Origin of the sequence: Polynucleobacter sp. MWH-S4W17 (assembly GCF_018687535.1) — a bacterium.
Taxonomy (GTDB): domain Bacteria; phylum Pseudomonadota; class Gammaproteobacteria; order Burkholderiales; family Burkholderiaceae; genus Polynucleobacter.
The window spans coordinates 1,333,161-1,359,065 of sequence record NZ_CP061295.1 but is presented as its reverse complement, the minus strand read 5'-3'; the positions used below and the strand labels follow the sequence as shown (position 1 = coordinate 1,359,065).

Here is a 25,905-nt window from a genome sequence, read left to right as displayed (position 1 = left end):
AATTGTGACAATTTCATATCCGCCATCTAATCAAATTTCAAAATCTCCAAGTAATCCCAACTTCGCTTCGTGTTGCCCCGGCCGATTGCGCTGCAAAAGTTTCACCATAGTTTGCTCCGGTCCGCATATAGGAAATACCAAGATCTATAGTCTTAGTAAGGGAGTAAATCCCCGCTATCAAGGCGTAATGACTTAAGTATTGTTCGGTTGATGGTGGGTTAGTTGCTGCCCCAAGGTCTAAAGCGATTTTTAAATTCTTAGAAATAGACCAAACAGGAGCAATAGACACTAAAAAGATATTTGTCCGATTAGGATCAGAAGCAGTCCCGACACTGTAATTCGTGTTGTATGGCGAGCGCATATAAACAGCGTTCACGTGCAGCTCGATGTCCTCCCAGTATTTAGAGGTGATGAAGTTCACGCCATAATTCAAGGCAGCTAAGCCTAAGCCTGCAACTTGCTGCTGTTTACCGGCAGGCAATACAACCGTTGGCTTAATGGCGAGGGCATACCCTAGATCGTTATCCTCATGAAAGCGCCACTTGCTTGCTAGTACATAATTTGAGAACTTGGAGAAAGTACCGCTTGGCTCGTTATAGTAGGTTGCAGAGAGCGATGCCTCTAATTGGTCGCTTAGTCCACGCGTGTACGTAAATGGAAATGCTTTTGCATCGGTTCGGCCGGTGTACTCTTCGCCTGGGGTCATTACGTCTGCTTGCTGGGATCCACCATTTCGGTTGATGGAGAAAAAATATTGCTCAATTTGATTCCCTCCAGCTTTTACAGTACCTGCATCATCGGTATTCAGGGGCTCAAAAGCATAGGCAAATGCTGGTAAAAGCAGAAACGCAAGGAATAACGCTTTCATTGGAATCTACAAAGACCTGCTTATTGTTCAAACAATCTGTTTAGACTAATTTCATGTCATTTTGATGTCAGGTGTACTTAGTGTCACTTGTTGTGTGCCATACAATTTAGTGATGACTTTAGAAATCATTGCAAAACCTTTTCCAGTTGCAGGTGTTGTATTCGCTTGGGCTATGCCCATTTCAGGTAATGGGTATGAAATTCCATTGTTTGAAATTTCTGAGGCACTTGAAAATCCTGATATCTCTATCTGGCTGCATTTAAATCTATCTAATTCCCAAATTCAGCGGTGGCTCGAAAATACCCCATTGATTCCAGAGCGTGTGGTAGAGATGATTCAAGAAGGTGTCAACCTCAGTCGTTTGGAACGCATTGAAAAGTTAGATGATTGTCTTTTAATGGTCATGAACGACTTTCAGCAAGAGTTTGGGGAGGAGGGCGGTGACTCCGGCTTGGGAACCCTTTGGGCGATTGTCCGGCCAAAGCTGATGGTTTCTTTGCGCAACAACCCCCTGAGAACTACCGATAAATTGCGGTATGACTTAAGAAATGGTCAACTCAACCCAGCCTCTGTCATTGAATTATTTCATGAGCTACTGGACTTGCGTGCCGAGCAATTGCGAACGCTGTTGGTACATCTTTCTGAGAATATGGATGATTTGGAGGAAAAACTTCTCAAAGGAAGGGAATTTCCAGAGCATGAAAATCTTGGCAGGATACGCATTCAATGTAGTCGGCTTCGAAGACACTTTTCACCAGAATTAATCGCTTTACATCGCCTATTAAAGCGTCTCCCATACTGGTTTAGCGAGGAAGATAAGCATCGCTTAAATGATGATTTGGACTTGCTTTCCTACTTGGTGCAGGAGATTTCTAGTCTTTACGACCGCGCAAAGGTACTGCAAGACGAGCAGGCAGCCCACGTAGCAGAATTTAATGCCAAGAACTTGCAAGTGTTGTCCGTAATGACGGTAATCTTTTTACCAATGACCTTAATTACCGGCGTGATGGGTATGAATATGGAGGACCTACCGGGATTAAGAGGCTCTTTTTATGAAGTCATGGTTCTGATGTCTGTTACTGGTGCGGCAGTTTTTGCTGCATTAAAACTAAAAAGGATCATTTAATCTCCTGATTAAGTCCTCCCCAGTTGTTCGAATGGCATCATAGCGGGCTGGAAAATATTGTATAAACCATTGATTTATAATGAATTTTTCCTTAATGACACTTTGTCATTAAATCGTCACAGTGAAAACGTATTGTCTCGTTATCGCAATGTTGCGTTATTTCAATACCAGGACTAATCACATGAAATCTTTTTTGAAAAAAGCACTAGTCATCGGTGCTATTGCTTTGGCCCCTACAGCTTACGCTGTTGAAATGACTGGAGCTGGCTCTTCATTCATCTATCCAGTGCTCAGCAAATGGGCTGAGTCTTATAAGGCTAAAAGTGGTGATGGCCTTAACTACCAGTCTATCGGTTCAGGTGGTGGTATTAAACAAATTAAAGCTAAGACAGTAGATTTTGGTGCTACCGACGCCCCAATGGCATTTGATGATCTCCAAAGTCATGGCATGGTTCAGTTCCCTGCAATTATTGGTGGTGTTGTAGTTGTTGTGAACATTGAAGGTGTTGGTCCAAATCAGCTCAAGCTCTCAGGCGACTTGTTGTCAGATATTTTCCAGGGTAGCGTAACTGATTGGAGCGATAAGCGCGTTGCTCTGTTGAACCCAGGTATGAAGATTCCTTCAGGCCCAATCACTGTTGTTACTCGTGCTGATGGTTCTGGTACTACTGCAATTTTTACTAGTTTCCTTTCTAAGACAAGCAGCAACTTTAAAGAAGCGGTTGGTTTTGGTGCCCAAGTCAAGTGGCCTGCAGCCTCTACAGTTAGCGGCAAAGGTAATGAAGGCGTTGCTGCAAACGTAGCCCGCATTAAGAATTCCATTGGTTATGTTGAGTATGCATATGCCAAAAAGAATAATTTGAGCTACACACAAGTTCGCAATGCTGATGGCGTAATGGTTTCTCCAACTGCTGAAGCATTTGCAGCCGCTTCCGCTGGTACAGATTGGTCTAAGTTTCCTGGCATGAATACATTCATCACATATGCTGCTGGTGCAAAATCCTGGCCTATTACCGGCGCTACTTTTGTGGTGCTTTACAAAAAGCCAGAAAACAAATCTCAAGCTGCTGCAGTATTGAAATTCTTTGAGTACTCTTTCAAAGATGGCAAAAAAGCAGCTTCAGAATTGGATTACGTTCCAATGCCTGATGCAACTGTAGATTACATTCGCAAACAAGTTTGGTCACAGGTTGACACTAAGTAATTCTTCTTTGTATTTTTGATCATTACGACCCTGGCTTCCAGGGTCGTTTTTTAACTTTAGCTTAAGTCTAATGATGAATACTTTGGAATCAGCGGGCGCGCCGACGCTAGTGGCCGCAAGAATTGCGCGTCTTCAGCGCATTCAAGATTTTCTTTTCCACCGCGTAACTCAATTTTTCTCTCTTTCTGTGCTTTTTGCGCTCTTGGGGATTATTGGCTCCTTATTTGTGAATGCATGGCCTGCATTGAAAGAGTTTGGACCGCAATTTTTCATTACACCAGCCTGGGATATTGTTAATGGTGATTTTGGTGGATTAATTGCTATTTATGGCACCTTGGTCTCCTCGGTGATTGCGCTATTGATTGCAGTACCACTTAGTTTTGGCATTGCTTTTTTCTTGACTGAAATTTGCCCTCCACCCTTAAGGCGTCCACTTGGGACTGCGGTGGAGTTGTTGGCAGCAGTACCATCTATTATTTATGGCATGTTTGGTTTATTTGTTTTTGCACCAATCTTTGGTGACTATATTGAGCCGGCACTTCAGGCCACTCTTGGTCAAATTCCTTTTATCGGAATTTTATTTTCTGGCCCACCAAACGGAATTGGAATGTTATGTGCGGGATTAATTCTTGCCTTGATGATTCTTCCTTTTATTGCATCGGTCATGCGCGATGTCTTTGAAATCGTGCCTCCTGTTCTAAAAGAGTCGGCTTATGGTATTGGTTGCACTACTTGGGAAGTAGTAAGAAACATTGTTTTGCCATACACCAAAGCGGGAGTAATTGGCGGTGTGATGTTGGGTCTTGGCAGAGCGCTTGGAGAGACGATGGCTGTTACTTTCGTTATTGGTAATGCGCAGCGTATTTCAGCTTCTCTTTTTGCGCCAGGAAGCTCAATAGCATCAACATTAGCCAACCAGTTTGGCGAGGCAGAGGCTGGTTTGCATTACTCATCTCTTTTCGCGCTCGGACTTGCTCTATTTTTTATTACGTTTGTTGTATTGGCTTTTGCTAAATGGATGTTGATCAGCATGGAAAAGAAGCAAGGACTTAAATCATGAGTTCAAACGTTAACTTTGATATGACCGTGTTTGCCCGTCGAAAAAGGACCAATAAAATTGGCCTAACTTTATCCATGATTGCAATGGCAATTGGAATGGCAAGTTTGATCTGGATTTTAAGCATCCTTTTTATTAAAGGGTTTTCTGCAATCAATCTAAATATGTTTACAGCAAGCACACCAGCTCCAGGCACTGAGGGTGGTGGATTGGCTAATGCAATTGTTGGTAGCCTTTTATTGGTTGGGTCATGTACATTTATCAGCACGCCTGTAGGTGTGCTGGCGGGTCTCTATCTTTCTGAATATGGTGATCGAAGTCGAGTGGCCTCTTTGACTCGTTTCGTTACCGATATCATGCTGTCCGCACCATCAATCGTAATTGGGCTATTTGTCTATGCCTTATATGTTGCTAAGGTACAGCATTTCTCAGGATGGGCGGGCACTATTGCATTAGCTCTGATTGCAATTCCAGTGGTTGTGCGCACCACAGAAAATATGCTGCGCTTAGTACCTGGAAGTTTGCGTGAGGCGGCTTATGCGTTGGGAACGCCTAAGTGGAAAGTGGCATTTATGGTTACCTTGCGCGCTGCACAAAGCGGCATTATGACCGGCATTCTTCTAGCTCTTGCTCGAGTTAGTGGCGAAACAGCGCCTTTATTATTTACTGCGTTGAGCAATCAATTTTTCTCCACAGATATGAATAAGCCTATGGCTAATTTACCGGTGGTTATTTTTCAATTTGCGATGAGCCCTTATGACAATTGGGTAAGTCTTGCTTGGGGCGGATCTCTTTTGATTACGTTTACCGTTCTCGGTTTAAATATTTTGGCACGAGTGGTATTTCGTGAGAAGGTCCAGGGATGATGAGTAATATGAAAACTATGTTTGACTTAAATAAGATTGATGGTCAAGGGGGTAAAGTGGAAACAACAAATCAACATTCAGAACAGGCAGCAATTAATGCCCTTGAAGTCAGAAATCTGAATTTCTTTTACGGTGCTTTCCAGGGCCTCAAGAATATTAATCTGGATATTGAGCAGGGTAAAGTGACAGCATTCATTGGCCCTTCAGGCTGCGGCAAATCCACATTACTACGTACCTTGAATCGTATGTACGACCTCTATCCAGGGCAACGTGCTGAAGGTGAAATCAATTTCTATGGCCAGAATATTTTGGAGCCAGGGCAGGACTTGAACCTGCTTCGTTCACGTATTGGTATGGTTTTCCAAAAACCAACCCCATTTCCAATGTCGATCTATGAAAACATTGCTTTTGGTGTGCGCCTCTATGAAAAACTCTCTCGTTCTGAAATGGATGAACGTGTTGAGTGGGCTTTGAATAAAGCTGCTCTATGGACTGAAGCAAAAGACAAGTTAAACCAAAGTGGTTTATCTCTCTCTGGCGGTCAACAACAACGTTTGTGTATCGCTCGTGGTGTTGCAGTCAAGCCATCAGTCATTTTGCTCGATGAGCCAACTTCTGCTTTGGATCCAATTTCGACTGGAAAAATCGAAGAGCTGATCAATGAGCTAAAGCATGAGTACACCATTGCTATCGTTACTCACAATATGCAACAGGCAGCCCGCGTATCCGACTACACTGCTTATATGTACCTTGGTAGTTTGGTCGAGTATGGTAAAACAGACGAAATCTTTATCAAGCCTAAGCGTAAAGAAACAGAAGACTACATCACCGGCCGCTTCGGTTAATTGGAGATACAAAATGCCAGATAAACACCTATCCTCACAATTTGATGCCGATCTTAATTCGCTTTCAAGCCGATTGCTTGAAATGGGTGGATTGGTTGAGTCTCAAATTTCCACAGCTATGCGTGCATTCACGCAAATGGATCTTGATACTTGCAACATCGTGATTGAAAACGAAAAACTTGTAAATGATCTTGAGATCCAAATTGATTTAGCTTGCACTGAAGTAATTGCGCGTCGTCAACCAACTGCGCGAGATCTTCGTTTGGTAATGGCGGTATCTAAAGCGATTACGAATTTGGAGCGAGCGGGCGATGAGGCGGAGCGCGTTGCCAAGCGCACTAAGCGTTTAATTGAGTCTGGTACCCCACACAATATTAACGTTGCCGAAATTCGTCTATCAGGGCAAATGGCCATTAATCTATTGCGTCGTAGCTTAGATGCATTTGCAAGGCTAGACACTGTAGCCGCTGCAGAGGTGGTTGCGGAAGATCGTCAAATTGATGAGGAATTCAGAGGCTTTGTTCGTAAGTTAATTACTTATATGTCTGAAGATCCGCACATTATCAGCACTGGATTAGATATGTTAACGATTGCTAAGGCTATCGAACGTATTGGCGATCACGCTAAGAATATTGCAGAATTCGTGATTTACATCGCAAAAGGGTCCGATGTGCGTCATATTCCGCATGAAGACTTGGTGCGCGAAGCCAATAAGCAGTAAACCAGCGCCTGAACATGACTCACCGCATACTAATAGTTGAAGATGAGCCATCAATTGCAGAGTTAATTGCAATTAATCTAACTCATGCTGGTTACGAAGTTGAAAAGGCCATGCAGGCTGATATAGCCTTGGGCATGATGAAAGAGCGCTTGCCGAACTTGGTTATTTTGGACTGGATGCTTCCTGGAAAGTCCGGCGTACAGTTTGCCAAAGAATTAAGAGCAAATGATCGTACAAGGGGACTACCAATCCTGATGTTGACTGCTAAAAGTGAAGAGGTAGATAAAGTCTTGGGTTTAGATTCCGGGGCCGATGATTATGTCACCAAGCCATTCTCGCCCAAGGAGCTGATTGCTAGGGTTAGAGCGCTACTGCGAAGACAGACCGCCGTTGACGATACTGGTCCCCTCACGGTTGGCCCACTAAAGTTAGATCCCAGCTCCCACAGAGTCTTAGCAGTTTGGCCTAATTCTGAGCCAAAGCCAATATCCCTTGGCCCTACTGAATATAGACTTCTTCAGTACTTCATGGCTAACCCAGAACGAGTGCATTCACGTACAAATTTGCTCGATAAAGTATGGGGCAATGAGGTCTATATCGAAGAGCGCACTGTGGACGTTCACATCAAACGCTTAAGGGCTGCATTAAGCCCTTTTGACTGCGATCGATTTATTGAGACAGTTCGAGGTAGCGGCTACCGCATCACCAAGATACCAACTGAATCCTAGGGCCTATTTTTAAGGCTTTTAAGGCTATTTCAGGGCTCTCCTTAAGATAGTCTAAGATTGCACCATGATTTCTGCCATCTCGCGCTACATTGTCTTTGCATGCTTTGTTTTGATAGCTTCATTTACCGCCTTCTATACATGGGGCGCTCAATGGGCTATTTTTATAAGTATTGCCCTAATGTCCATTCCTTTGATTTACTCTTACATCAATCTAGCGCGCCTATTAAAGAATATTCAGTCAGATACCGTTGAGAGCATGCCTTTGCCTAGTGGTTTTTGGGAAGAGATTTTTTTTAAGCTGCAGCGTTTGGTAAAAAGCTTAAAGCAGAGAATGCGCATTATTGAGCAGCAGCATGAGCACTTTATAGAGGCCTTCCAAGCATCTCCTAATGGCATCGTGATGCTTGATGAAAGCGATCATATTGAGTGGTGCAATTCAATTGCAGAAAGTTTCTTTGGCCTGAACTATAAGCGTGATGTCATGCAACGGATTAATTTTCTTATTCGTCGCCCAGAATTTATCCAATATTTAAGCAGACGTCATTTTGAAGAGCCATTACTTTTAGAGCGAATGGGGCCAGACAATAGCCTTAGCTTAATGGTGCAAGCATTTCCATTTGGAAATCAACGTAATTTGTTGTTGGTGCAAAACGTGACCGATCTGCAAAAAGCAGATTCTATGAGGCGCGATTTCGTTGCTAACGTATCCCATGAGATGAGAACCCCTATTACCGTCTTAATGGGATTTCTAGAGACCGTTCAAACCCTGGATCTCGAGAAGAGTCAACGCGATCAATATTTTGACATGATGATGTCCCAGGCGCACCGTATGAAAAGTTTGGTTGAGGACCTGTTGACGCTAGCAAATTTGGAGGCAAATTCATTGCCAGCTGCAATGAACAAGATCAATACTGAAACTTTGATGGCATTGCTGAGAAATGATGCTGAGGCTTTATCCCAAGGAAAGCATAGCTTTAGTTTTGAGGTTGCTGATAAGCAATGCTTGTTGGGTGAGGAAAGAGAAATACTCTCAGCATTTAGTAATTTAGTTTCAAATGCAATTCGCTACACGCCAGATGCAGGTTCAATTCATGTAAGGTGGTGCGCTAATGCACAAGGGCAGGGTGAATTTTCTGTTACAGATACCGGCCCCGGGATTGCCTCAGAGCACCTTGCAAGGCTGACGGAGCGTTTTTATCGAGTGGACAGAAGTCGTTCTCGTGATACGGGTGGTACCGGCCTAGGCTTGGCAATCGTCAAGCATATTGCAAGTCGTCATCAAGCTCAGTTATTAATAGAAAGCATGCCCGGCAAAGGCAGCACTTTTACGCTGCGCTTTCCTAAAGAGCGTTTAACCCTTTAAATCTAGTCTTTCTTCTTTTTCTTCTTCTTCTTGGATTCTTTGGTCAGCTTTTCCGCCTTTCCGCTTGCGTATAGGCACCAAACCTTAATCTCTTCAAGCAACTCAACTAGATCTTCATGTGGAAGGCTTTTAAGGTCAACCAGCCCAATAGCACCAGTTTCTTGCAGCTGTTTCACTGCGTCTTCATATCGATAATCACTCATGGCATATGCTTGTCATTGTTGGGATGTGCAATCCTAGCAAAGTAATATGACAAAAATCTATTTTTTGACTGTTTTAATGGATTTCAGTCAGGTTCGTTCGAGATTTCAGAGCTACGCCTAACCCCATTTAGCCTGGCAAACAACCGCTCCATAGGACCGCCAATCAGTAAGGTGAGCAATATCGCTCCCAAGGAGAGTCCCCCAAGCGCAAATTGCCCAGCCCCAAATGCCGCCCCAATCAGGGCGCAAGCCCAAAGGCTTGCTGCTGTAGTTAGCCCGTGGACTCGCTGTGAGCGCTGCTCCCGAATAATGACACCGGCACCCAGGAAGCCAAGGCCGGTAATAAGCCCTTGAAGAACACGGCTAACAGACTGCGCATCATCCTTCACAAAGTCGCTGATAAGCATAACAGCCGTGGCTGAGCCAATGGCTACCAAAGAGTGGGTCCGAATTCCGGCAGATTTATGGTGCAGCCAGCGGTTTAGGCCGAGCACAGATCCAACAAAGAGGGCCAGGGCTAATCTGAGGGCAATAGTGCTGTAGAGATCCCAATCAAACATCTGAATTTCCTTGTTGGATAAGTGTTTATATAAGTCGGAGTGTATCGCAGCTGTGTCAATCGGTCACAAAAGCGCCTTCACCTTGTCACTTCGACGGTAAATAATTCAATTGTTAAACCAATGGCATTTTTACAAAATAAAAATGTCCCAATTAATCTTTCATCATAGAGATTTATATGAAAAAAACTTTATTAGCAATTTGGCAAGTCTGGTACGAAGCACGCTTAGCTTATGCAAGTCGTTACGCTTCCCATCGTCTTGGTAGTTAATTTTATTTTCATAATCTGGTCATTTCTTTGTAACAAAGCACTGATATCTTTAATGGGTCAGAAAGTTTCTGACCAAGACAAATCTGTACCGCTCTTCCTTTACACCCAGCCTATGCTGGGTTTTTCCTTTTTTAAACGCTTTAATAGAATTGAAATATATAAGCCATAGGATAGCGATATCGATGATTTACTAGAAAGCGAAAACCCTATGAATGCAGATTTAACAAAATACCTATCTGATGTATTTCGGAATGAAGTTCAGGGAAATGCGAATTTCAAATCCGTCAATAATGAAATGCAAGCCAGTAGAGATTTGGTAGACCCAAAGATCGATCAATTTGTACTCGATAAAAGATTCTCACTACGCTTAGATGAAATTATTTAATTAGTGTTCTTTAATGGCTATTGATTGATGACTCATTCTTACAATATTTTATTTCTGTGTACCGGTAATTCAGCTCGATCCATTCTTGCTGAAGCACTTGCAACCACTCTTAGTCATGGTCGCTTTATAGGGTACTCAGCGGGCTCGAATCCAAAGAAATTTGTACATCCGATTGCTTTGAAACTCGCTAGAGAGATGGGATACCCTCTCGAATTGCTTAGAAGTAAGTCTTGGGATGAGTTTGGTAGGCATGATGCGCCACATATGGATTTCATTATTACCGTTTGTGATTCTGCTGCAGGTGAAGAGTGCCCTTATTGGCCCGGCCATCCTACAACTGCACATTGGGGCTTTATGGACCCAGGTGCTGTTACTGGTACCGATCAAGAAATGTGGGGTGCGTTTAGAAAAGTTGAGATGGGTTTGAGAAATCGCATCGAGTTATTGCTTGATCTTCCAATTGATAAATTGGATCATTTGCAAATTAAAGATGAGCTTCATTCTATTCATCAACACTGTGACTAAAGCATTCACAGGTATACCTCACTATGGCTACATATAGCATCAATTACGCCGGAATCTCGCTCACAACTCATCAAAAATTTACTATTGCTAAAGCAATTACTAAAATTCATGCTGATGTCACTGGTGCTGAGGCTTATTTTGCCCAAGTCATTTTTAAGCAATTGGATCCGCATGATTGTTTTATTGGTGGCGTTCTTCTTGATGAACCCCACCTCTTTTTAAGCGGGCAAATCCGCAGCGGTAGAGGTGAGCAAATGAAAAAACAACTTCTCGTTGAGCTTGAGGTTGCCATTCAGAGCGTCTCTGGATTGGCGGGTCATCAGATTTGGGCATATATTGATGAAATTATTCCCTGCCAAATGATCGAATATGGCCAAATATTACCTGCGGTCGGGGACGATAGTGTTTGGTTCTCGACTCTGCCGGTAGGTATTCAGAAGAAGCTAAATTTCCTGAATTCATAGTTAGACCTGTTTTTGAAATAGCTTTAATATGGGTGGGTATATTCATTACCCAGGTAGCCCATGCACCCACAGAAGAAGCCTAAATTTGCTGTACTTAGGTCGGTAGAGTCCTTTAGCAATCCAAGACCTAGCATCAAAAAGCGTATGGCAGATGGCAAGGCCTTGCGTAAGGTGGTGAGCTTTGCTCAGCAGGGTATCTATACGCCACCACCACATCGGATTCATCCCATCACAATTCTTGAGAATCAAGCCAAGACTCGCATTGAGTCCTTGATTCCAATTCGTTACGAACGAATGTTGCAGTCACCTTTTGCTTTTTACCGTGGTGGTGCTGCGATCATGGCTCAAGACTTAGCTAATCAGCCAAATACCAACATTACAGTTCAGCTGTGTGGAGATATGCATGTTTCTAATTTTGGCCTGTTTGGAACTGCAGAACATCGTCTGGTATTTGGCATCAATGACTTTGACGAAACTCTGCCCGGTAGTTGGGAGTGGGATCTGAAGCGTCTTGTTGCTAGTGCAGTGATTGCATGTGAAAGCAATGGTGGCGATAAAGCATTAAGCAAAAAAATAGTGTTACGCATTTGCGCTGAATATCAAAAGCGGATGCTTCAATATGCAAAGATGCCCTATTTAGATTTGGCACAAGAATTCATTAGCGATACAAATATTCGCAAGCATTTTAATAAAGATCACCAAAAGCAAATCGACGCTTACTTAAGGCAGACTAAAGGGCAGGGAAATGTGCAGGTCTTACAAAAACTCACCACTCTTGTTGGCAAAGATAGAAAGATTATCAATAAGGCCCCCTTAATTGAGCATTTCAAAAAGAATGCTTTTGGTCATCCTTTGAGTACACTCATTGATAAGGCTTTACTGAATTATTCAAGCACCTTGCTGGCTGATCGCAAGATTCTGTTTGAGCGCTATGTTTTGAAGGATTTTGCACGCAAGATAGTTGGGGTTGGAAGTGTGGGGACTAATTGCATGGTTCTTTATTTTGAGGGTGATAGTGAAAGCGATCCCTTATTCTTGCAATACAAGGAAGCCCAAAAATCTGTCTTGAGTCCGTATTTGGGTGAATCAATCTATCGTGATATGGGCCAGCGCGTCGTGGCTGGTCAGAGATTGCTCCAAGGTGCCCCAGATATCTTTTTGAATTACGGCTCTATGCAATTTGATATTGATAAAAGCCAGGGGTTTTATCTACGTCAATTACGTGATATGAAAGGCGGTATACCGATTGGCCCAGGCGGGGTTTCTTTAAAGAATTTTGCAGACTATTCCAAATTGTATGGCTGGGCACTAGCACTTGGGCATGCCCGTTCTGGCGATGCGGCTGAGATTGCTGGGTATTGTGGTGAGGAAAAAGAGTTTGGTGCGGCCATGTATTTATTTGCCAGGTCTTATGCAAAGCAAAATGAGCATGACTTTGAGCTGTTCCGTAAGGCCGTTAAGAGTGGAAGACTTAAGGCAGCCAAGGCATGAATGCTCTGAATTAGAGTACTGTGGGGCGGTCATCAAATTGTCATTTGATTGGGAGATAGTCTAATTTGACCTATCTTGTTCACTATTTATCCCATGAATACATTACCATTTCTGAGAACTACATTTCTTATCTTCTTGGGTAGCTTTGCTGGACTAGCGCAAGCTGCAGCAATTTATCCAATCGATCAAGCCTCTATATTGGCGGGTTCTAAGTTCGATATCAAGGTTGAATTCAATGCCGTTACCACTCCTGAAGAGGTTCTTATCGAACTTAACGGCTCACCAATCAATAAAACCATTGGCGCCAAACCAGAGTTCATTTCAAATGAAAATGGTAGAGGTAGCTCCTTTCTATTTAGGGATGTTGAGCTATCAAAAGCTGGTAAATATCAAATCATCGCTCGAGCACCCCAAGAGAAATTACAGGTAACCTGGGATGTTTACGCAACGGGTCCTCGCCGTGTTAAGAATGTGATTCTATTTATTGGTGATGGGATGACGATTGCTAATCGAACAACTGCTAGAGTTTTATCCAAAGGTATTCAGGAGGGCAAGTATCAAGGTCGATTAGCCTTTGACGATATGCCAAATACTGCCATGATTGGGACATCGGGGTCTGATTCCCTTATTACAGACTCTGCCAACTCTATGAGTGCATATACGACGGGGCATAAGACAGCAGTAAATGCCATGGGAGTCTATGTATCCCGGGCCAGTGATAATCTCGCACATCCCAATGTGGAAACGATTGCAGAGCTCATCAAGCGCAATACCAAGATGGCGATAGGTATCGTTTCTGATGCTGAACTAGAAGATGCAACGCCAGGCGCTATGGTTTCTCATACAAGACGCAGGGCAGACAAACAATATATCGCTGATCAACTACTATCTAGCGGTGCAGAAGTCATTCTCGGTGGAGGGTCAGCCTATTTTTATCCGCAATCCACCAAGGGTTCAAAACGTAAAGATGAAAAGAATTTGGTAGACAGTTTTAAGTCTGATGGTTATCAGTTGGCCTTTACCAAGCAGGAGTTGATTTCTGCGTCTGAAAATAAGACGACTAAAAAGTTATTTGGCGTCTTTCATCCGGACAATATGGATGGATCACTGGATCGCCTGTATTTGAAAAAGAATACGGTTGAGCAATACCCTAATCAGCCAGATTTGACGGAGATGACGCAGTCTGCCATTGATGTGCTATCTAGAAATCCTAATGGATTTTTCTTGATGGTTGAGGCAGCATTAATTGATAAGTTCAACCATCCTCTCGATTGGGAGCGGGCGGCATTCGACACCATCATGTTGAGTAACGCCGTGCAGATTGCTAAAGATTTTGCTAAAACGCATCCGGATACTTTGATCATCGTAACGCCCGATCACACCCATAGCGGATCCATTAGCGGGGTGGTGCACGACGATAAGCCGGGCCCATTGCGTGAAAAGGTGGGCACCTATGCTGAGGCAGGCTACCCAAACTACCCAAAAGCGGATATCCAGGGTTATCCAAATAAGATCGATGTATCTAAACGCATCGCATTTTTCTATGGCAACTACCCAGATCATTATGAGACCTTACATCCAAAACTGGGTGGCACTTTTGTTCCTGCCGTTAAAGATGATTCCGGTAAATATGTAGCCAATCCAAAATATCTCCAACTTCAGGAGGATGCGATTCATGTGGGCGGAAATCTGCCCTCGCACCAAGAGTCTGGGGTGCACACAGCAGATGATGCCGTTCTGAATGCTATGGGTCCGGGGGCAGATAAATTCAAGGGTTTCATGGATAACACCGAGGTATTCAAAGTAATGGTAGAGTCATTAGGTCTCGGCTCTAAATAAATACTAGTCCTATGGAGTTTGTTAGCAACATTAATTACGCGTCGTTAACTGATACCACAATCAGTCTGACTGCGGCTTTTTTCTTTGGCGGTTTAATTGGTCTAGAGCGTCAGTATCGCCAACGAACTGCAGGCTTAAGAACTAATATTCTGGTAGCTATTGGCGCTGCGATTTTTGTTGATGCTGGAAATCGTCTGACGGGTCATGATGGGGCTGTGCATGTAATGGCTTATGTTGTCTCTGGCATTGGCTTTTTAGGTGCTGGCGTCATCATGCGCGAGGAAGGTAATGTTCGTGGGATTAATACGGCGGCCACCTTATGGGCCTCAGGAGCGGTGGGTGCCTGTGCTGGTGCAGATCTAATTTTGGAGTCCGGATTGGCGACTTTATTTATTTTGGCTGCTAATACTCTTTTGCGACCTGTGGTGACTTTTATCAATCGTCAGCCACTAGATACCATCTCGGTTGAGGTGACCAATTCGGTATATATCATCACCCCTAAGCATGCTCAAAAGCATGCCTTAAAGCAATTTATTAAGACGCTAGAAGGAGCAGGGTATCAAACCCAAGACGTTGAGGTGCATCAATTTGGAAGTGATGATGTGGAAATACAGGCTGTTTTAACTGCATCGGCTGTTGATGGAGATGAAATGGATCAGTTGATTGCTAAGATTGCTGATCAAGAGTTCGTGACTCAGGCATTCTGGAGCCCTAGTACAACGGATTAAGCTATTTATATGTATTGACACAATATTGAAATATTTTTGGTTCAGTATTGCGTTGTGAATACAAACGCTGCATTTTTAGAATCTATCGTTACCTGCCCTTATTGCCAAGCTTCAGAGGCTATTCAGATTGAGCAGGGCTCTTCTCAGCACTTATATCGTTGCCGCACCTGTAGTGCTATTTTGAAGCCAAAGTCTGGTGATTGCTGCATCTTATGTAGCTTTGGCAATCGTGATTGTTCCAGTTCAGAGCAAAACTTAGCAGCCTAATCAGAGCTCTTATTCCCGGCCACAAAGGCTTGCTAGCATTTTCATCAATGTGTCACGGTTTTTACATAAAATAGACACAATTGATACAGCATTCCATTTTTGGGGAATATTTTGGCCAGCAATCCCGTAGATCCTTTAGTTCATTCAGAAGACCTTGTTGCTGCGGTCGATTTGGGATCGAATAGTTTTCGCATGCTGGTGGCCCAAGCGGTAAATACCCCCTCTGGCACTCAGTTACGCCCTATTGATACCTTACGTGAGACAGTCCGCCTGGCTGCTGGTCTGACTGAAAATAAATTGCTTGGTAATGATGCCTATCAACGGGGTTTGATTGCTATTCGGCGCTTTGGAGAGCGCATTCGCGGCTTTGATCCTGCCAATGTTCGAGCGGTCGCAACGAATACTTTGCGCGTTGCCAAAAATTCCCAACAATTTATAGAAGATGCGCAAGTAGCTCTAGGGTTCCCGATTGAAGTCATTGCTGGGGTTGAGGAGGCACGGCTGATTTATATCGGAGCGGCGCATGAGGTTCAGGCTGTACAGGGTAATAGATTGGTGATTGATATTGGCGGTGGTTCTACTGAATTTATTATCGGCAAAGGCTATGAGCCTAAGTTGATGGAAAGCCTTTATATCGGCTGCGTATCTCACAGTATGCGATTTTTCCCTAAGGGAAATATTGATGCTCATGCCTTTAAGGAGGCTGAGTTGGCAGCTCGCCGTGAAATACAGGTTATTTCTGGCGCGTATTTAAGAAGCGGCTGGAAGCAGGTTATCGGCTCTTCCGGTACCGCTAGAGCTTTAGCTGATCTCATTGGAAATAATCATTTCAATGGCAGTGGCGACGGCTTAACAATGGGCCGCGTCAATAGCTCAAGCGGAATGATTACCCGTGAAGGCCTTAAGAATCTCAAAAAACACCTTCTCAAGTATGAACATGTAAATCAAGTGGAGCTAGAGGGTCTGAAGGATGATAGAAGATCTGTGTGGCCAGGCGGTTTAGCAATTATGTTGGCAGCATTCGATGAATTGGGCATTGAAGAGATGGAAGTAACGGACGCTGCATTGCGTAGCGGTGTCTTATATGACTTACTTGGTCGATCGCAACATCACGATATGCGATATGTGACTGTAGAGCAATTTATGCAACGCTATATCGTTGATCGAGAGCAGGCAGATCGGGTTGGTAAATTAGCTGCTGATTTTTTGCAGCAATTACCAAAGCCAGAATCAGAGAGTAGAGCTGATAATATTGCCCTATTGCAGTGGGCTGCCAACCTACATGAAATCGGCTTATCAATCTCTCACAATGGCTATCACAAGCATTCTGCTTATATAGCGGGCAATGCAGATATGCCTGGGTTCTCTAAGAATGATCAGGCTAGGCTTGCCGCCTTGCTGATTGGACATACTGGCAAACTAGGCAAGCTAGCGAATAATGTTAGCTTTGAAGACTGGCGCATGCTTTTTTGTTTGCGACTTGCTCAAGTGCTGTGTCGCGGCCGCAATGACACCAACTTTCCGAAGGTAAAAGTTTCTGAACATGCTGGCTCGTATTTAGTTAGCCTTTCTAAGGAATGGGTTGCTGAGCATCCCCTGACTGAATTTAGCCTCCTGAAAGAGGCGGCAGAATGGGAAAGGGTAGGGCGCTCCTACCAAGTTAGCTTTAAATAGATGTGCATTTCAGAATAAAAAAGCCACTTCAATACGAAGTGGCTTTTGTCTTGCAATTAATGCTCTTGACTTACAAACCCAAAAAATGCTTTGCGTAACGCGGGTTGATTTCTGAGAGACGGAGCATTGTCAATAAGTCGGCTGTATTGAAATCTGGATCCCAAGCTGGGGCGCTACAAATTTTGGCGCCAAGCTTCAAGTAGCCCTTGATTAACGGTGGAGGCTGTACATCTAAGCCGCCATTTAATTTATCTAAAGGCAAAGGTAAACGCGGGAAGGCATGGAACTCCGTTGGCGCCATTTGATCATTGCCTAGGGAGTTGTAGAGGCTCGCTGCAAAGTGACCTCCATCAGCCATGGGGATGCTAGCGCAGCCAAGCATAATTTCATAGCCATTCTTTTGCATATACTGAGCCAAGCCACTCCATAGCGCCATGATGACGGCTCCTGAGCGATAGTCTTGGTGAACACAAGACCTACCGAGCTCAACCAATTTAGGGCGCAGGTGATCAATACGGGATAGATCGAATTCGGAATCAGAATAGAGGCGACCGATTTCTTGTGCCTTATGTGGAGGCAGTACGCGATAGGTGCCAACTACTTTCAGGGTATCTTGATCGCGAATCAATAAATGATCGCAATAAGAGTCAAACTCATCTACATCTAAGCCTTCGACGTTCTTTGGGAGATTGGCGCCCATTTCTTCAGCGAATACTTTATAGCGTAATCTTTGTGCCTCTTTAACCTCGCCCGGTGTGCTTGCCCAAACAATTTGAAATGCCGGTTTTTTAGGCTTATCAACCTGAATCGCAGGAACAGGAGCTACTTCCCTAAGCTCGGCTCTTGTTGTAGTTACAAACTTCTTACCAAATAGCTTCTTAGCCAACTTTTTGGTGAGTTTTTTAAGGGGATTTGGCTTGATTCTTTTTAAGGCTTTGACCTTCTTAGGGCTAAAGATCTCAAATGAACCAATTGGATTAGGGATGTCAGACATGGCTGGCCTTAGTGGGTGATTAAAGTGTTAGGAGCAAGGGGATGCAAACTGCAGCCCAGAGTAGAGTCGCAACAAATAGCGCAAGCATGACAGCGGCGCTACCAAAATCTTTTGCTCTTTTGGAGAGGTCATGATGTTCGAATGAAATTCGATCGATCGCCGCTTCCACACTGGAATTTAATAGTTCAATAACAAGCACCATCATCAACGAGGAAACTAGTAATGACTTTTCTAGCAGGGTGATCGGCAACAAGAGGGCGACTGGTGTTAGCAAGGCAAATAAAGTCAGCTCTTGTCTAAACGCACTTTCTTCCATAAATGCATAAACCAAACCACACCAAGAGTTCTTGGCTGCATGCCATGCTCTGGCAAGGCCTCGATTGCCCTTATGGGGGTTCTGATCTATGTGATATGGAGAGTTCAAGATACGTTTTTCTTTAGGCTAGTGCTGTTACATGAACTTCTGTTGTTGGTACGGGCTTAAGGTGATTGGCAAATTGCTCTGAGGCCGCTCTCCAGGAGAATTTCTCAGCATGTGCACGTGCTACTTCACGAGGAATTTTCAGGGCCTGCATACAAGCCTCACGCAAGTCTTCGTTCATGGCGCCTGAATTGGAGTTACCCAGCACATCAATCGGGCCGGTCACTGGGTAGGCTGCCACTGGAGTACCACATGCCATAGCCTCGAGTAAAACCAGGCCAAAAGTATCGGTTTTGCTAGGAAATACAAATACATCTGCTGCTGCATACACTTTTGCTAACTCATGCTGCTGAAGAACTCCCAGATAGTTCACTTCTGGATATTTTTCTTTGATTCCAGCCATCGCTGGACCATCTCCTACCACCCACTTTGAACCTGGTAAATCAATTTCTAAAAATGCATTGATGTTTTTCTCAACAGCAACTCTGCCCACGTATAAAAAAATGGGATGCGCAGTATTCAATGCCTTTGAATCTTGCATCTTAAAGATATCCAGATCAACGCCTCTTGACCACAAGACCACATTCTTGAGGCCGTATTTTTCAAGATCATCTTTAACCACAATGGTTGGCGCCATCACAGCCATTGATGGGCCATGGAACCACCGAATAAATGCATAAGTAATTGCTAAAGGGATGCCGGTACGCGCTTTGACGTATTCAGGGAAGCGTGTGTGATAAGCGGTAGAGAATGGCAGGCGATTCTTTACTGCATAGGCGCGAGCTGATAAACCTAGTGGGCCTTCAGTGGCAATATGCATTGCATCCGGTGCAAATTCTTTAATGCGACGAGCGACTTCTTTTCCTGGAAAGAGTGAGAGAGCAATATCCGGGTAGGTTGGGCAGGGGATGGATTTAAAACCTGTTGGTGTAATCATCTCTACTTGATGCCCCATTGCGGTTAATTCAGCGCGGGTTTGTTTTAGGGTGCGGACAACACCGTTTACTTGTGGATCCCATGCATCCGTAATGATCATAATTTTCATAGCGCAGCCTCTTTGATGAGTGATTCGATAGCGGGTTGAAGGGTGATTTGAGGTGACTCAACTGGCTCACCCTTGATCTGTGTCCAGTGAATAATTTTGAGTTCACCTGTTTGTGTTTCAACTAGTGCGGTAAGGCTCTCGACCCAATCACCATCATTGCAATACAACAAGCCATCAATCTCGCGAATTTCTGCTTTGTGAATATGTCCGCATACAACCCCATCACAACCACGTAGACGTGCTTCTCTGGCCATAATGTGCTCAAAGTCTGCGATATAACTGACGGCATTCTTTACTTGGTGTTTAAGGTATTGCGATAGCGACCAATACTGCAGACCCATCTTGGCGCGGACCATATTAAAGTAACGGTTTATATAAAGAATAAGCGAATAGAGGTTATCACCAACGTATGCAAGCCACTTGGCGTATTGCATCACGCCATCAAACTGATCACCATGGGTGACCCATAGTTTTCTGCCATCTACTGTTGTATGAATTACCTCTTCAACTACCTTGACATCACCAAAAGACATTCCAAAGAATTGTCTGGCGCTTTCATCATGATTTCCGGGAACATAGATGACTTCGGTTCCCTTGCGTGCCTTACGCAAGAGTTTTTGTACTACATCATTATGCGATTGAGGCCAGTAGAAAGATTTTTTCAGTCTCCAGCCATCAATAATGTCACCAACTAGGTAAAATTTATCTGCTTCGTTGTGTTTTAAGAAATCCAGAAGGTAGTCTGCCTGACACCCTGATGTTCCTAGGTGTACGTCTGAAATCCAGATGGCTTTGTAATGCATCATGAAACAGTATTAAGCCTACTGAGTATGAAACTAGAATGACAGTTCCAAGTCAGTTTTATGACGATGTAGCATTTTCCGAATGTGTTTTATATTCCTATAACGTATGAGTCTAAATAAATACCTCAAACAGCCCCCGTTTCAATATTGGGCTTCTGCATTCTCGTGGGTTTTAGTGTGGGGTCATGTGATTGGCGGATTAGCTACTTTGTCTTTTCAGTTCCCATTTGCCACTCAGGAGGCCAAAAATAGGCATATTCAAAAGTGGTCAAAAAGGTTGCTATCTATTTTTGGTGTTGAATTAAGACTCAAAAATGCAGAAATTCTTCCTGCCACCCCCTATCTGCTGGCATCAAACCATATCTCTTGGATGGATATTCACGCTATTAATGCGTTTAAGCCTATTCGATTTGTTGCAAAATCTGATGTAGAGGGCTGGCCTATATTTGGATGGATGGCGAAACAATTGGGTACGGTATTTATCAGGCGTGATAGCGCTCGTCATGGAAGGCATGTTGCTAACGAAGTGAGTGATGTGCTTAAAGCTGAGTCTGTCTGCATTTTTCCGGAGGGTACATCCACAATAGGTGAGGGCGTCCTGCCATTCAAGCCTAATTTATTTGAATCGGCTGTTATTGCTCAGGCGCCAGTCTATTCCTTGGCAATTACCTATAGATCTTTGTTATCTGGTGACAGAAGTGAGGCGCCGGCATTTGTGGGTGATATGGGCTTGCTCGAATCCATGAATAGGATCCTGAAAGATCGAAAGCTGATAGTAGAACTGGTCTTTTTACCACCCTCAGGGGCCAGTCCAGATGCATCGAGTGACCGAAAGTGGCTGGCATTGCACAGCCAGGAGGCTATCTCTGCTCATATAAAAGGCAATCCTCGGCTGATGTAATAAATGTGTCATCATTTCTAGCTATAAATCTAGTCTAGGAGCGTAAACCAATGACATCGAAGCATAACGAAATGGCCGACTGGTATCGCCGTGCCCAAGAAGAGATTCTGGATAGCATGGACGAAGAGCTTGAAATGGAGCTCGATGATGATCGTCTATCGCACGATGGAAGTGAGAGCTCTCAAATTCCACGTAATGTCTACTTTCGTGAGCTTTTTAGACTTCAGGGTGAATTAGTTAAGCTCCAAGACTGGGTTGTAGCCAATAAACTCAAAGTTGCAGTCTTATTTGAAGGTCGTGATTCTGCAGGTAAGGGCGGCGCGATCAAGCGAATCACTCAGAGACTTAACCCGCGTGTATGCAAAGTGGTTGCCCTACCTGCGCCGAACGAGCGCGAGAAAACACAGTGGTACTTTCAAAGATATATATCCCAGTTGCCTGCTGGCGGCGAGATCGTTTTATTTGATAGAAGTTGGTACAACCGTGCTGGCGTTGAGAGGGTAATGGGTTTTTGTACTGATAATGAGTACGAAGAATTTCTAAGAACAGTTCCTGACCTTGAGCGCATGATGATTAGTTCAGGCGTTATCTTGATCAAGTACTGGTTCTCTATCTCAGATGACGAGCAATATAACCGCTTCATGATGCGTATTCATGATCCGTTAAAGCAGTGGAAGTTAAGCCCAATGGACCTGGAAGCAAGAAGGCTTTGGGAGGCTTATACAAAGGCCAAAGAAACCATGCTTGAACGTACGCACATTCCTGAGGCTCCTTGGTGGGTGGTCGCCGCCAATGATAAGAAAAAAGCACGTCTCAACTGCATTACGCATTTATTGAATCAAATTCCCTATCAAGAGATTGATCACCCAGAGATTACTTTGCCAAAGCGCGTGCACAATCCAGACTATCTACGTGGGCCAGTACCGCCTGAAATGTATGTTCCAGAGGTTTTCTGAAGGCTTATTTTTCGAGCTTAGATAGATTGCCGTCCCACGTGAAGACAATATCTTTGCTAGCCTTCAGCAAGTTTTTATCTTTGCCAGGATACGTGACTCTTGATAGCAGATCTTGAATCATGTTGAGATGAGCAACTTTTTTATCGTTCGCTTTCACGATGATCCAGGGTGCATCCTTAGGGCTAGTTTTTTCTAGCATGTCATTTCTACACTTGCTATAGGCATTCCAATATTTCTGCGCTTGCTGATCAATCGGGCTAATCTTCCATTGCTTGAGTGGATCCTTAGCTCTATCTGCAAGACGAGCAGCCTGTTCCTTTTTAGAGATATCTAAATAATATTTAAGAATAGTCATGCCTGAGCTGGCCAAGATGGACTCAAACTCATTTACGGTTCCCATAAAGTTGGCATATTGCGGCTTGGTACAGAAATTCATGACCTTCTCAACGCCGGCACGGTTGTACCAACTGCGATTGAATAGAACAAAGTCACCTTTCTTGGGTAGTTCTGCTACATATCTTTGAAAGTACCATTCAGCAGATTCGCTATCAGATGGTTTGCCAAGTGCAACCACGCGAGTTTCTCTAGGGCTTAAGTGTTGAGTGATGACTTTAATAGTGCCATCCTTGCCTGCCGTATCACGGCCCTCAAGAATGACCAATATTTGATCACCTTTGCTTATTAAACTATTTTGTAGCTTAACCAACTCAATTTGCAATAAACGAAGTTGATCATCATAGCTAGATCGCTCTAGTTTATCTTTGCCTTTTTGGCCCATTAGCTTGCTTCATTTGTATTTGATGGCTGTGGAGGAGCAGACTTTTTGGAGGCAGCTTTTTTAGCAGGCGCTTTCTTCGTGGGCGTCTTTTTGGCGGCGACTTTCTTTGCGGGAGCCTTCTTCGCAGGAACCTTTTTTGTCACAGCTTTCTTGGCCGGAGCTTTTTTGGTGGCTACTTTTTTATCTAACTTATCTAGTGCTTTTCCAAGCTTGTCTATGAGCTTTTCTCTATCGGACTCTAATTTATCAAGCTTTTTTAATAGCTGCTTTACTAATTTCTTCTGGCTCATGCTGATTCCTAGGTGGATTGGTATATCTAATTACCCGATCCTACGTTTTATTTCTCCTATTTTCAAGCATATGTGACACATATATGTCAGTTTTGTGACATCGCTTGTAAGAAAGAAATATATATTTCGATATAATTGGAAATATGAAAAATACTGATGCTATCAAGGTGTTCCTGGCGCTGGGCCAAGAGACCCGCTTAAATATCTTTCGTTTGGTGGTGCAGCGTGGAGATACTGGATTAACGCCTAGTGAGATTATTGAAAAATTAGGTATTGCCAATGCCACACTCAGCTTCCACCTTAAAGAACTGGTTGGCGCTGATCTATTCTCAGTAGAGCGTCAAAGTCGCAATCTCATCTATCGACCCAATGCAAACTTAGTTCAAGAGTTAAGCGGGTTCTTACTTGAAAACTGCTGCGGTGGAAATTCTTGTGAGTCAGTAAAGAAAAAGAAAGTGATTTGCAAATGAAAAGACTTCATGTTCACGTGGCGGTGACTGACATTCCATCCTCTATTCCTTTTTACGCGAAGATGTTTGGGTGTGGGCCAACTATTCTTAAGGGCGATTACGCAAAATGGCAGCTAGAGGATCCTAAAGTTAATTTTGCTATTTCAGCTCGTGGAGCCCCCATGGGTATTAATCATTTAGGTATTCAGGTAGAAAACAATATTGAGCTTGAAGAGATGAAGATGCGCCTCGATACGATTGACGAGGGGGTAATCGAGGAGATGGGTACCGCATGTTGTTATGCAAAATCAGATAAGTATTGGGTCAATGATCCTGCAGGTATTCCATGGGAAACATTTCATACCCTAGACATAATCCCTGTTTTTAATACTGCTCAAAGCGGGGACGATGCATGTTGTGTGCCGCCAACCTTGACAGCAATATCGGTAGCATCTATTACAAAAAAATCTTGCTGTTAATTAACTAAGGATCAGTAATGAAGCAATACAACATCTTATTTCTATGCACTCATAATTCCGCCCGATCTATTCTGGGTGAGGCATTAGCGTCTACCCATCCTAGTGGTAAGTTTGTCGGCTACTCTGCTGGCTCAACTCCGGGCACCAGTGTTAACCCCATTGCTAGAGAAATTGCCGTGGAGATGGGTATGGACCCTGCAAAATTAAAGTCCAAGAGTTGGGACGTATTTGGAGTGCCTGACGCTCCTAAGATGGATTTTATTATTACCGTTTGTGACAATGCAGCTGGTGAGCAGTGCCCATTTTGGCCGGGTAGTCCAGCAACTGCCCATTGGGGCTTTCCTGATCCATCAAAAGTAGAGGGTTCCGATATGGAGAAAAAGACGGCTTTTGTTGAGGTCATGAATGGACTTAAGAAGCGCATTGATATTCTTGCATCAATGCCGTTGGAGAAATTAGATTCGATGAGTCTCAAAGAAATTCACGCCAAATCATGAGTACAGTTACTAGCAAACTTTCCTTTTTAGATCGATATCTCACTGTTTGGATCTTTGCTGCCATGGCGGCAGGTATTGGCTTGGGATATTTTGTCCCTGGAGTAGAGGGATTCATTAATTCTTTTCAATCTGGTACTACCAATATCCCAATAGCCATCGGATTAATATTGATGATGTATCCACCTTTTGCGAAGGTGAAGTACGAAGACTTGCCTGACGTCTTTAGAGACAGGCGGATCTTTGGATTGGCATTCTTACTCAATTGGATTGTTGCACCTACGTTGATGTTTTTCTTGGCCATCATTTTTGTGCCCAATCAGCCGGAGTATATGGCCGGCTTAATACTCATTGGGATAGCGCCTTGTATTGCAATGGTGATTGTCTGGAACGATATTGCTAAAGGCTCAACAGAATATGCTGCTGGTTTGGTTGCCTTTAATGCTGTCTTCCAAGTGCTGTTCTTTAGTCTGTATGCCTATTTCTTCTTGACAGTTCTACCGCCATATTTTGGTTTTGCAGGCTCTGTTGTCAATATTACTATTGGCGAGATTGCTAAGACAGTTGCTATCTATCTAGGCGTTCCTTGTGTGGCTGGCTTCTTAACGAGATATATTTCACTCAAATTTGTGTCGAGAGAGTCGTATCAAGATGCATTTGTTCCAAGAATTGGAAAGCTCACATTAATTGCCTTGCTCTTTACTATAGTGGTGATGTTTAGTTTGAAGGGTAAGTTAATTCTTCAGTTACCAATTGATGTCATTACTATCGCAATTCCATTGTTAATCTTCTTTGTAGTGATGTTCTTACTGACATTCTTTATCACCATAAAAATGGGTATTGAATATAAGCGCTGCTGCACTTTATCGTTTACGGCATCTAGTAATAACTTCGAGTTAGCCATTGCCGTTGCAATAGCTGTGTTTGGCATTAACTCGGGAGCTGCATTCGCTGCGGTGATTGGACCTTTGGTAGAAGTGCCCATTATGGTGGGCTTAGTCTCGGTTGCACTCATGCTTAAAGAGAAGTTCTTCCAGGCCGCCTAATTTGGCTGTAAATTCTTGCTTTCCATAACTGGAGATAAGATAGAATTCATCTATCTCTTATCTGTT

General features: G+C 43.7%; 31 protein-coding genes. 22 read left to right on the top strand and 9 right to left on the bottom strand.

Annotated features, from left to right (window positions below; genetic code table 11):
• Nucleotides 1-37: 37 nt before the first annotated feature.
• Nucleotides 38-868: a hypothetical protein gene (locus C2755_RS06735; protein ID WP_215320263.1), complete on the bottom strand. Its 831-nt coding sequence runs from the start codon at nt 866-868 to the stop codon at nt 38-40.
• A 112-nt stretch (nt 869-980) separates the two neighbouring features.
• Between C2755_RS06735 and C2755_RS06730 the strand changes: the two genes are divergently transcribed.
• The 8 genes from C2755_RS06730 to phoR all read left to right on the top strand — a co-directional run bounded on the left by C2755_RS06730 (nt 981) and on the right by phoR (nt 8,778).
• Nucleotides 981-1,994, top strand: coding sequence for a CorA family divalent cation transporter (locus tag C2755_RS06730; protein WP_215320261.1), 1,014 nt, complete (start codon nt 981-983; stop codon nt 1,992-1,994).
• Between the two features lie 181 nt (nt 1,995-2,175).
• Nucleotides 2,176-3,198 (top strand): phosphate ABC transporter substrate-binding protein PstS, encoded by a 1,023-nt coding sequence (gene pstS, locus C2755_RS06725; RefSeq protein WP_215320258.1) that lies wholly within the window; start codon nt 2,176-2,178, stop codon nt 3,196-3,198.
• A 73-nt stretch (nt 3,199-3,271) separates the two neighbouring features.
• Nucleotides 3,272-4,258, top strand: a complete 987-nt coding sequence (gene pstC, locus C2755_RS06720; RefSeq protein ID WP_215322329.1) for a phosphate ABC transporter permease subunit PstC — start codon at nt 3,272-3,274, stop codon at nt 4,256-4,258.
• Nucleotides 4,255-5,121, top strand: coding sequence for a phosphate ABC transporter permease PstA (gene pstA, locus C2755_RS06715; RefSeq protein ID WP_215320256.1), 867 nt, complete (start codon nt 4,255-4,257; stop codon nt 5,119-5,121). Before pstC ends, pstA begins: the two co-directional genes overlap by 4 nt.
• A gap of 8 nt (nt 5,122-5,129) precedes the next feature.
• The gene (gene pstB / locus C2755_RS06710; protein WP_223146584.1) at nt 5,130-5,966 is read left to right on the top strand and encodes a phosphate ABC transporter ATP-binding protein PstB; all 837 of its coding nucleotides are present in this window, start codon (nt 5,130-5,132) and stop codon (nt 5,964-5,966) included.
• Between the two features lie 13 nt (nt 5,967-5,979).
• Nucleotides 5,980-6,687 (top strand): phosphate signaling complex protein PhoU, encoded by a 708-nt coding sequence (gene phoU / locus C2755_RS06705; protein WP_215320253.1) that lies wholly within the window; start codon nt 5,980-5,982, stop codon nt 6,685-6,687.
• A 14-nt stretch (nt 6,688-6,701) separates the two neighbouring features.
• A complete protein-coding gene (phoB, locus tag C2755_RS06700; RefSeq protein WP_215320251.1) occupies nt 6,702-7,415 on the top strand; it encodes a phosphate regulon transcriptional regulator PhoB in 714 nt (237 codons plus the stop codon).
• Nucleotides 7,416-7,479: 64 nt separating this feature from the next.
• Nucleotides 7,480-8,778, top strand: coding sequence for a phosphate regulon sensor histidine kinase PhoR (gene phoR / locus C2755_RS06695; RefSeq protein WP_215320250.1), 1,299 nt, complete (start codon nt 7,480-7,482; stop codon nt 8,776-8,778).
• Between the two features lie 2 nt (nt 8,779-8,780).
• Here the strand turns inward: phoR and C2755_RS06690 are convergent, their stop codons facing one another.
• Both C2755_RS06690 and C2755_RS06685 read right to left on the bottom strand, forming a co-directional pair.
• Nucleotides 8,781-8,981, bottom strand: coding sequence for a hypothetical protein (locus tag C2755_RS06690; protein WP_215320248.1), 201 nt, complete (start codon nt 8,979-8,981; stop codon nt 8,781-8,783).
• Between the two features lie 83 nt (nt 8,982-9,064).
• Complete coding sequence (locus tag C2755_RS06685; protein ID WP_215320246.1) at nt 9,065-9,541, bottom strand: MgtC/SapB family protein; 477 nt, start codon at nt 9,539-9,541, stop codon at nt 9,065-9,067.
• A gap of 477 nt (nt 9,542-10,018) precedes the next feature.
• On the opposite strand from C2755_RS06685, the gene C2755_RS06680 reads away from it, so the two are divergent.
• The 8 genes from C2755_RS06680 (at nt 10,019) to ppx (ending at nt 17,183) form a co-directional block, all read left to right on the top strand.
• On the top strand, nt 10,019-10,195 hold the full coding sequence (locus tag C2755_RS06680) for a hypothetical protein (RefSeq protein WP_215320244.1): 177 nt from the start codon (nt 10,019-10,021) through the stop codon (nt 10,193-10,195).
• Between the two features lie 27 nt (nt 10,196-10,222).
• Entirely contained in the window at nt 10,223-10,720 is a 498-nt protein-coding gene (locus tag C2755_RS06675; RefSeq protein WP_215320241.1) for an arsenate reductase ArsC, read from the top strand.
• 23 nt (nt 10,721-10,743) lie between these two features.
• Nucleotides 10,744-11,184 (top strand): tautomerase family protein, encoded by a 441-nt coding sequence (locus tag C2755_RS06670; RefSeq protein ID WP_215320239.1) that lies wholly within the window; start codon nt 10,744-10,746, stop codon nt 11,182-11,184.
• 60 nt (nt 11,185-11,244) lie between these two features.
• A complete protein-coding gene (locus tag C2755_RS06665; protein WP_215320237.1) occupies nt 11,245-12,675 on the top strand; it encodes a DUF2252 domain-containing protein in 1,431 nt (476 codons plus the stop codon).
• Nucleotides 12,676-12,768: 93 nt separating this feature from the next.
• The gene (locus C2755_RS06660; protein ID WP_215320235.1) at nt 12,769-14,514 is read left to right on the top strand and encodes an alkaline phosphatase; all 1,746 of its coding nucleotides are present in this window, start codon (nt 12,769-12,771) and stop codon (nt 14,512-14,514) included.
• Between the two features lie 11 nt (nt 14,515-14,525).
• Nucleotides 14,526-15,242: an MgtC/SapB family protein gene (locus C2755_RS06655; protein WP_215320233.1), complete on the top strand. Its 717-nt coding sequence runs from the start codon at nt 14,526-14,528 to the stop codon at nt 15,240-15,242.
• A gap of 54 nt (nt 15,243-15,296) precedes the next feature.
• Nucleotides 15,297-15,509, top strand: a complete 213-nt coding sequence (locus C2755_RS06650) for a GDCCVxC domain-containing (seleno)protein (RefSeq protein ID WP_215320231.1) — start codon at nt 15,297-15,299, stop codon at nt 15,507-15,509.
• 111 nt (nt 15,510-15,620) lie between these two features.
• A complete protein-coding gene (gene ppx / locus C2755_RS06645; protein WP_256441223.1) occupies nt 15,621-17,183 on the top strand; it encodes an exopolyphosphatase in 1,563 nt (520 codons plus the stop codon).
• Nucleotides 17,184-17,253: 70 nt separating this feature from the next.
• Here the strand turns inward: ppx and C2755_RS06640 are convergent, their stop codons facing one another.
• The 4 genes from C2755_RS06640 to C2755_RS06625 are packed head-to-tail and all read right to left on the bottom strand — an operon-like array spanning nt 17,254 to nt 20,449.
• A complete protein-coding gene (locus tag C2755_RS06640; RefSeq protein WP_215320229.1) occupies nt 17,254-18,177 on the bottom strand; it encodes a GNAT family N-acetyltransferase in 924 nt (307 codons plus the stop codon).
• Nucleotides 18,178-18,196: 19 nt separating this feature from the next.
• Nucleotides 18,197-18,601 carry a diacylglycerol kinase gene (locus tag C2755_RS06635; protein WP_215320227.1) on the bottom strand — a complete coding sequence of 135 codons (405 nt, stop codon included), beginning with the start codon at nt 18,599-18,601 and terminating at the stop codon, nt 18,197-18,199.
• A gap of 13 nt (nt 18,602-18,614) precedes the next feature.
• Nucleotides 18,615-19,643, bottom strand: a complete 1,029-nt coding sequence (locus C2755_RS06630; RefSeq protein WP_215320225.1) for a glycosyltransferase family 1 protein — start codon at nt 19,641-19,643, stop codon at nt 18,615-18,617.
• Nucleotides 19,640-20,449, bottom strand: coding sequence for a UDP-2,3-diacylglucosamine diphosphatase (locus tag C2755_RS06625; RefSeq protein ID WP_370623812.1), 810 nt, complete (start codon nt 20,447-20,449; stop codon nt 19,640-19,642). Before C2755_RS06625 ends, C2755_RS06630 begins: the two co-directional genes overlap by 4 nt.
• 103 nt (nt 20,450-20,552) lie before the next feature.
• Between C2755_RS06625 and C2755_RS06620 the strand changes: the two genes are divergently transcribed.
• Entirely contained in the window at nt 20,553-21,347 is a 795-nt protein-coding gene (locus tag C2755_RS06620) for a 1-acyl-sn-glycerol-3-phosphate acyltransferase (RefSeq protein WP_215320223.1), read from the top strand.
• Nucleotides 21,348-21,397: 50 nt separating this feature from the next.
• A complete protein-coding gene (gene ppk2 / locus C2755_RS06615; RefSeq protein WP_215320220.1) occupies nt 21,398-22,303 on the top strand; it encodes a polyphosphate kinase 2 in 906 nt (301 codons plus the stop codon).
• Nucleotides 22,304-22,307: 4 nt separating this feature from the next.
• On the opposite strand, the gene ppk2 (C2755_RS06610) is transcribed toward ppk2 (C2755_RS06615), so the two are convergent.
• Nucleotides 22,308-23,081 (bottom strand): polyphosphate kinase 2, encoded by a 774-nt coding sequence (gene ppk2, locus C2755_RS06610; RefSeq protein ID WP_215320218.1) that lies wholly within the window; start codon nt 23,079-23,081, stop codon nt 22,308-22,310.
• Nucleotides 23,081-23,371, bottom strand: coding sequence for a serine/threonine protein kinase (locus C2755_RS06605; RefSeq protein ID WP_215320217.1), 291 nt, complete (start codon nt 23,369-23,371; stop codon nt 23,081-23,083). The genes ppk2 (C2755_RS06610) and C2755_RS06605 overlap by 1 nt, the downstream gene beginning before the upstream one ends.
• 143 nt (nt 23,372-23,514) lie before the next feature.
• On the opposite strand from C2755_RS06605, the gene C2755_RS06600 reads away from it, so the two are divergent.
• The 4 genes from C2755_RS06600 to arsB are packed head-to-tail and all read left to right on the top strand — an operon-like array spanning nt 23,515 to nt 25,839.
• Nucleotides 23,515-23,841, top strand: coding sequence for a helix-turn-helix transcriptional regulator (locus C2755_RS06600; protein ID WP_215320215.1), 327 nt, complete (start codon nt 23,515-23,517; stop codon nt 23,839-23,841).
• Complete coding sequence (locus tag C2755_RS06595; RefSeq protein WP_215320213.1) at nt 23,838-24,299, top strand: ArsI/CadI family heavy metal resistance metalloenzyme; 462 nt, start codon at nt 23,838-23,840, stop codon at nt 24,297-24,299. Before C2755_RS06600 ends, C2755_RS06595 begins: the two co-directional genes overlap by 4 nt.
• A 17-nt stretch (nt 24,300-24,316) precedes the next feature.
• A complete protein-coding gene (locus C2755_RS06590; protein ID WP_215320211.1) occupies nt 24,317-24,796 on the top strand; it encodes an arsenate reductase ArsC in 480 nt (159 codons plus the stop codon).
• Nucleotides 24,793-25,839 carry an ACR3 family arsenite efflux transporter gene (gene arsB / locus C2755_RS06585; RefSeq protein WP_215320209.1) on the top strand — a complete coding sequence of 349 codons (1,047 nt, stop codon included), beginning with the start codon at nt 24,793-24,795 and terminating at the stop codon, nt 25,837-25,839. Before C2755_RS06590 ends, arsB begins: the two co-directional genes overlap by 4 nt.
• Nucleotides 25,840-25,905: the final 66 nt, after the last annotated feature.

Bases quoted from the DNA above. Each gene is read 5' to 3' on its own strand.
- phoR (WP_215320250.1), top strand. From the start codon at position 7,480: ATGATTTCTGCCATCTCGCGCTACATTGTCTTTGCATGCTTTGTTTTG.
- C2755_RS06660 (WP_215320235.1), top strand. From the start codon at position 12,769: ATGAATACATTACCATTTCTGAGAACTACATTTCTTATCTTCTTGGGT.
- C2755_RS06605 (WP_215320217.1), bottom strand. From the start codon at position 23,371: ATGAGCCAGAAGAAATTAGTAAAGCAGCTATTAAAAAAGCTTGATAAA.
- C2755_RS06630 (WP_215320225.1), bottom strand. From the start codon at position 19,643: ATGAAAATTATGATCATTACGGATGCATGGGATCCACAAGTAAACGGT.
- ppk2 (WP_215320218.1), bottom strand. From the start codon at position 23,081: ATGGGCCAAAAAGGCAAAGATAAACTAGAGCGATCTAGCTATGATGAT.
- pstC (WP_215322329.1), top strand. From the start codon at position 3,272: ATGAATACTTTGGAATCAGCGGGCGCGCCGACGCTAGTGGCCGCAAGA.
- pstB (WP_223146584.1), top strand. From the start codon at position 5,130: ATGAAAACTATGTTTGACTTAAATAAGATTGATGGTCAAGGGGGTAAA.
- C2755_RS06620 (WP_215320223.1), top strand. From the start codon at position 20,553: ATGAGTCTAAATAAATACCTCAAACAGCCCCCGTTTCAATATTGGGCT.
- phoB (WP_215320251.1), top strand. From the start codon at position 6,702: ATGACTCACCGCATACTAATAGTTGAAGATGAGCCATCAATTGCAGAG.
- pstS (WP_215320258.1), top strand. From the start codon at position 2,176: ATGAAATCTTTTTTGAAAAAAGCACTAGTCATCGGTGCTATTGCTTTG.
- phoU (WP_215320253.1), top strand. From the start codon at position 5,980: ATGCCAGATAAACACCTATCCTCACAATTTGATGCCGATCTTAATTCG.
- C2755_RS06735 (WP_215320263.1), bottom strand. From the start codon at position 868: ATGAAAGCGTTATTCCTTGCGTTTCTGCTTTTACCAGCATTTGCCTAT.
- C2755_RS06625 (WP_370623812.1), bottom strand. From the start codon at position 20,449: ATGATGCATTACAAAGCCATCTGGATTTCAGACGTACACCTAGGAACA.
- C2755_RS06600 (WP_215320215.1), top strand. From the start codon at position 23,515: ATGAAAAATACTGATGCTATCAAGGTGTTCCTGGCGCTGGGCCAAGAG.
- C2755_RS06640 (WP_215320229.1), bottom strand. From the start codon at position 18,177: ATGTCTGACATCCCTAATCCAATTGGTTCATTTGAGATCTTTAGCCCT.
- C2755_RS06730 (WP_215320261.1), top strand. From the start codon at position 981: ATGACTTTAGAAATCATTGCAAAACCTTTTCCAGTTGCAGGTGTTGTA.
- arsB (WP_215320209.1), top strand. From the start codon at position 24,793: ATGAGTACAGTTACTAGCAAACTTTCCTTTTTAGATCGATATCTCACT.
- ppk2 (WP_215320220.1), top strand. From the start codon at position 21,398: ATGACATCGAAGCATAACGAAATGGCCGACTGGTATCGCCGTGCCCAA.
- C2755_RS06675 (WP_215320241.1), top strand. From the start codon at position 10,223: ATGACTCATTCTTACAATATTTTATTTCTGTGTACCGGTAATTCAGCT.
- C2755_RS06595 (WP_215320213.1), top strand. From the start codon at position 23,838: ATGAAAAGACTTCATGTTCACGTGGCGGTGACTGACATTCCATCCTCT.
- C2755_RS06685 (WP_215320246.1), bottom strand. From the start codon at position 9,541: ATGTTTGATTGGGATCTCTACAGCACTATTGCCCTCAGATTAGCCCTG.
- pstA (WP_215320256.1), top strand. From the start codon at position 4,255: ATGAGTTCAAACGTTAACTTTGATATGACCGTGTTTGCCCGTCGAAAA.
- C2755_RS06655 (WP_215320233.1), top strand. From the start codon at position 14,526: ATGGAGTTTGTTAGCAACATTAATTACGCGTCGTTAACTGATACCACA.
- C2755_RS06590 (WP_215320211.1), top strand. From the start codon at position 24,317: ATGAAGCAATACAACATCTTATTTCTATGCACTCATAATTCCGCCCGA.
- C2755_RS06665 (WP_215320237.1), top strand. From the start codon at position 11,245: ATGCACCCACAGAAGAAGCCTAAATTTGCTGTACTTAGGTCGGTAGAG.
- C2755_RS06670 (WP_215320239.1), top strand. From the start codon at position 10,744: ATGGCTACATATAGCATCAATTACGCCGGAATCTCGCTCACAACTCAT.
- C2755_RS06690 (WP_215320248.1), bottom strand. From the start codon at position 8,981: ATGAGTGATTATCGATATGAAGACGCAGTGAAACAGCTGCAAGAAACT.
- C2755_RS06680 (WP_215320244.1), top strand. From the start codon at position 10,019: ATGAATGCAGATTTAACAAAATACCTATCTGATGTATTTCGGAATGAA.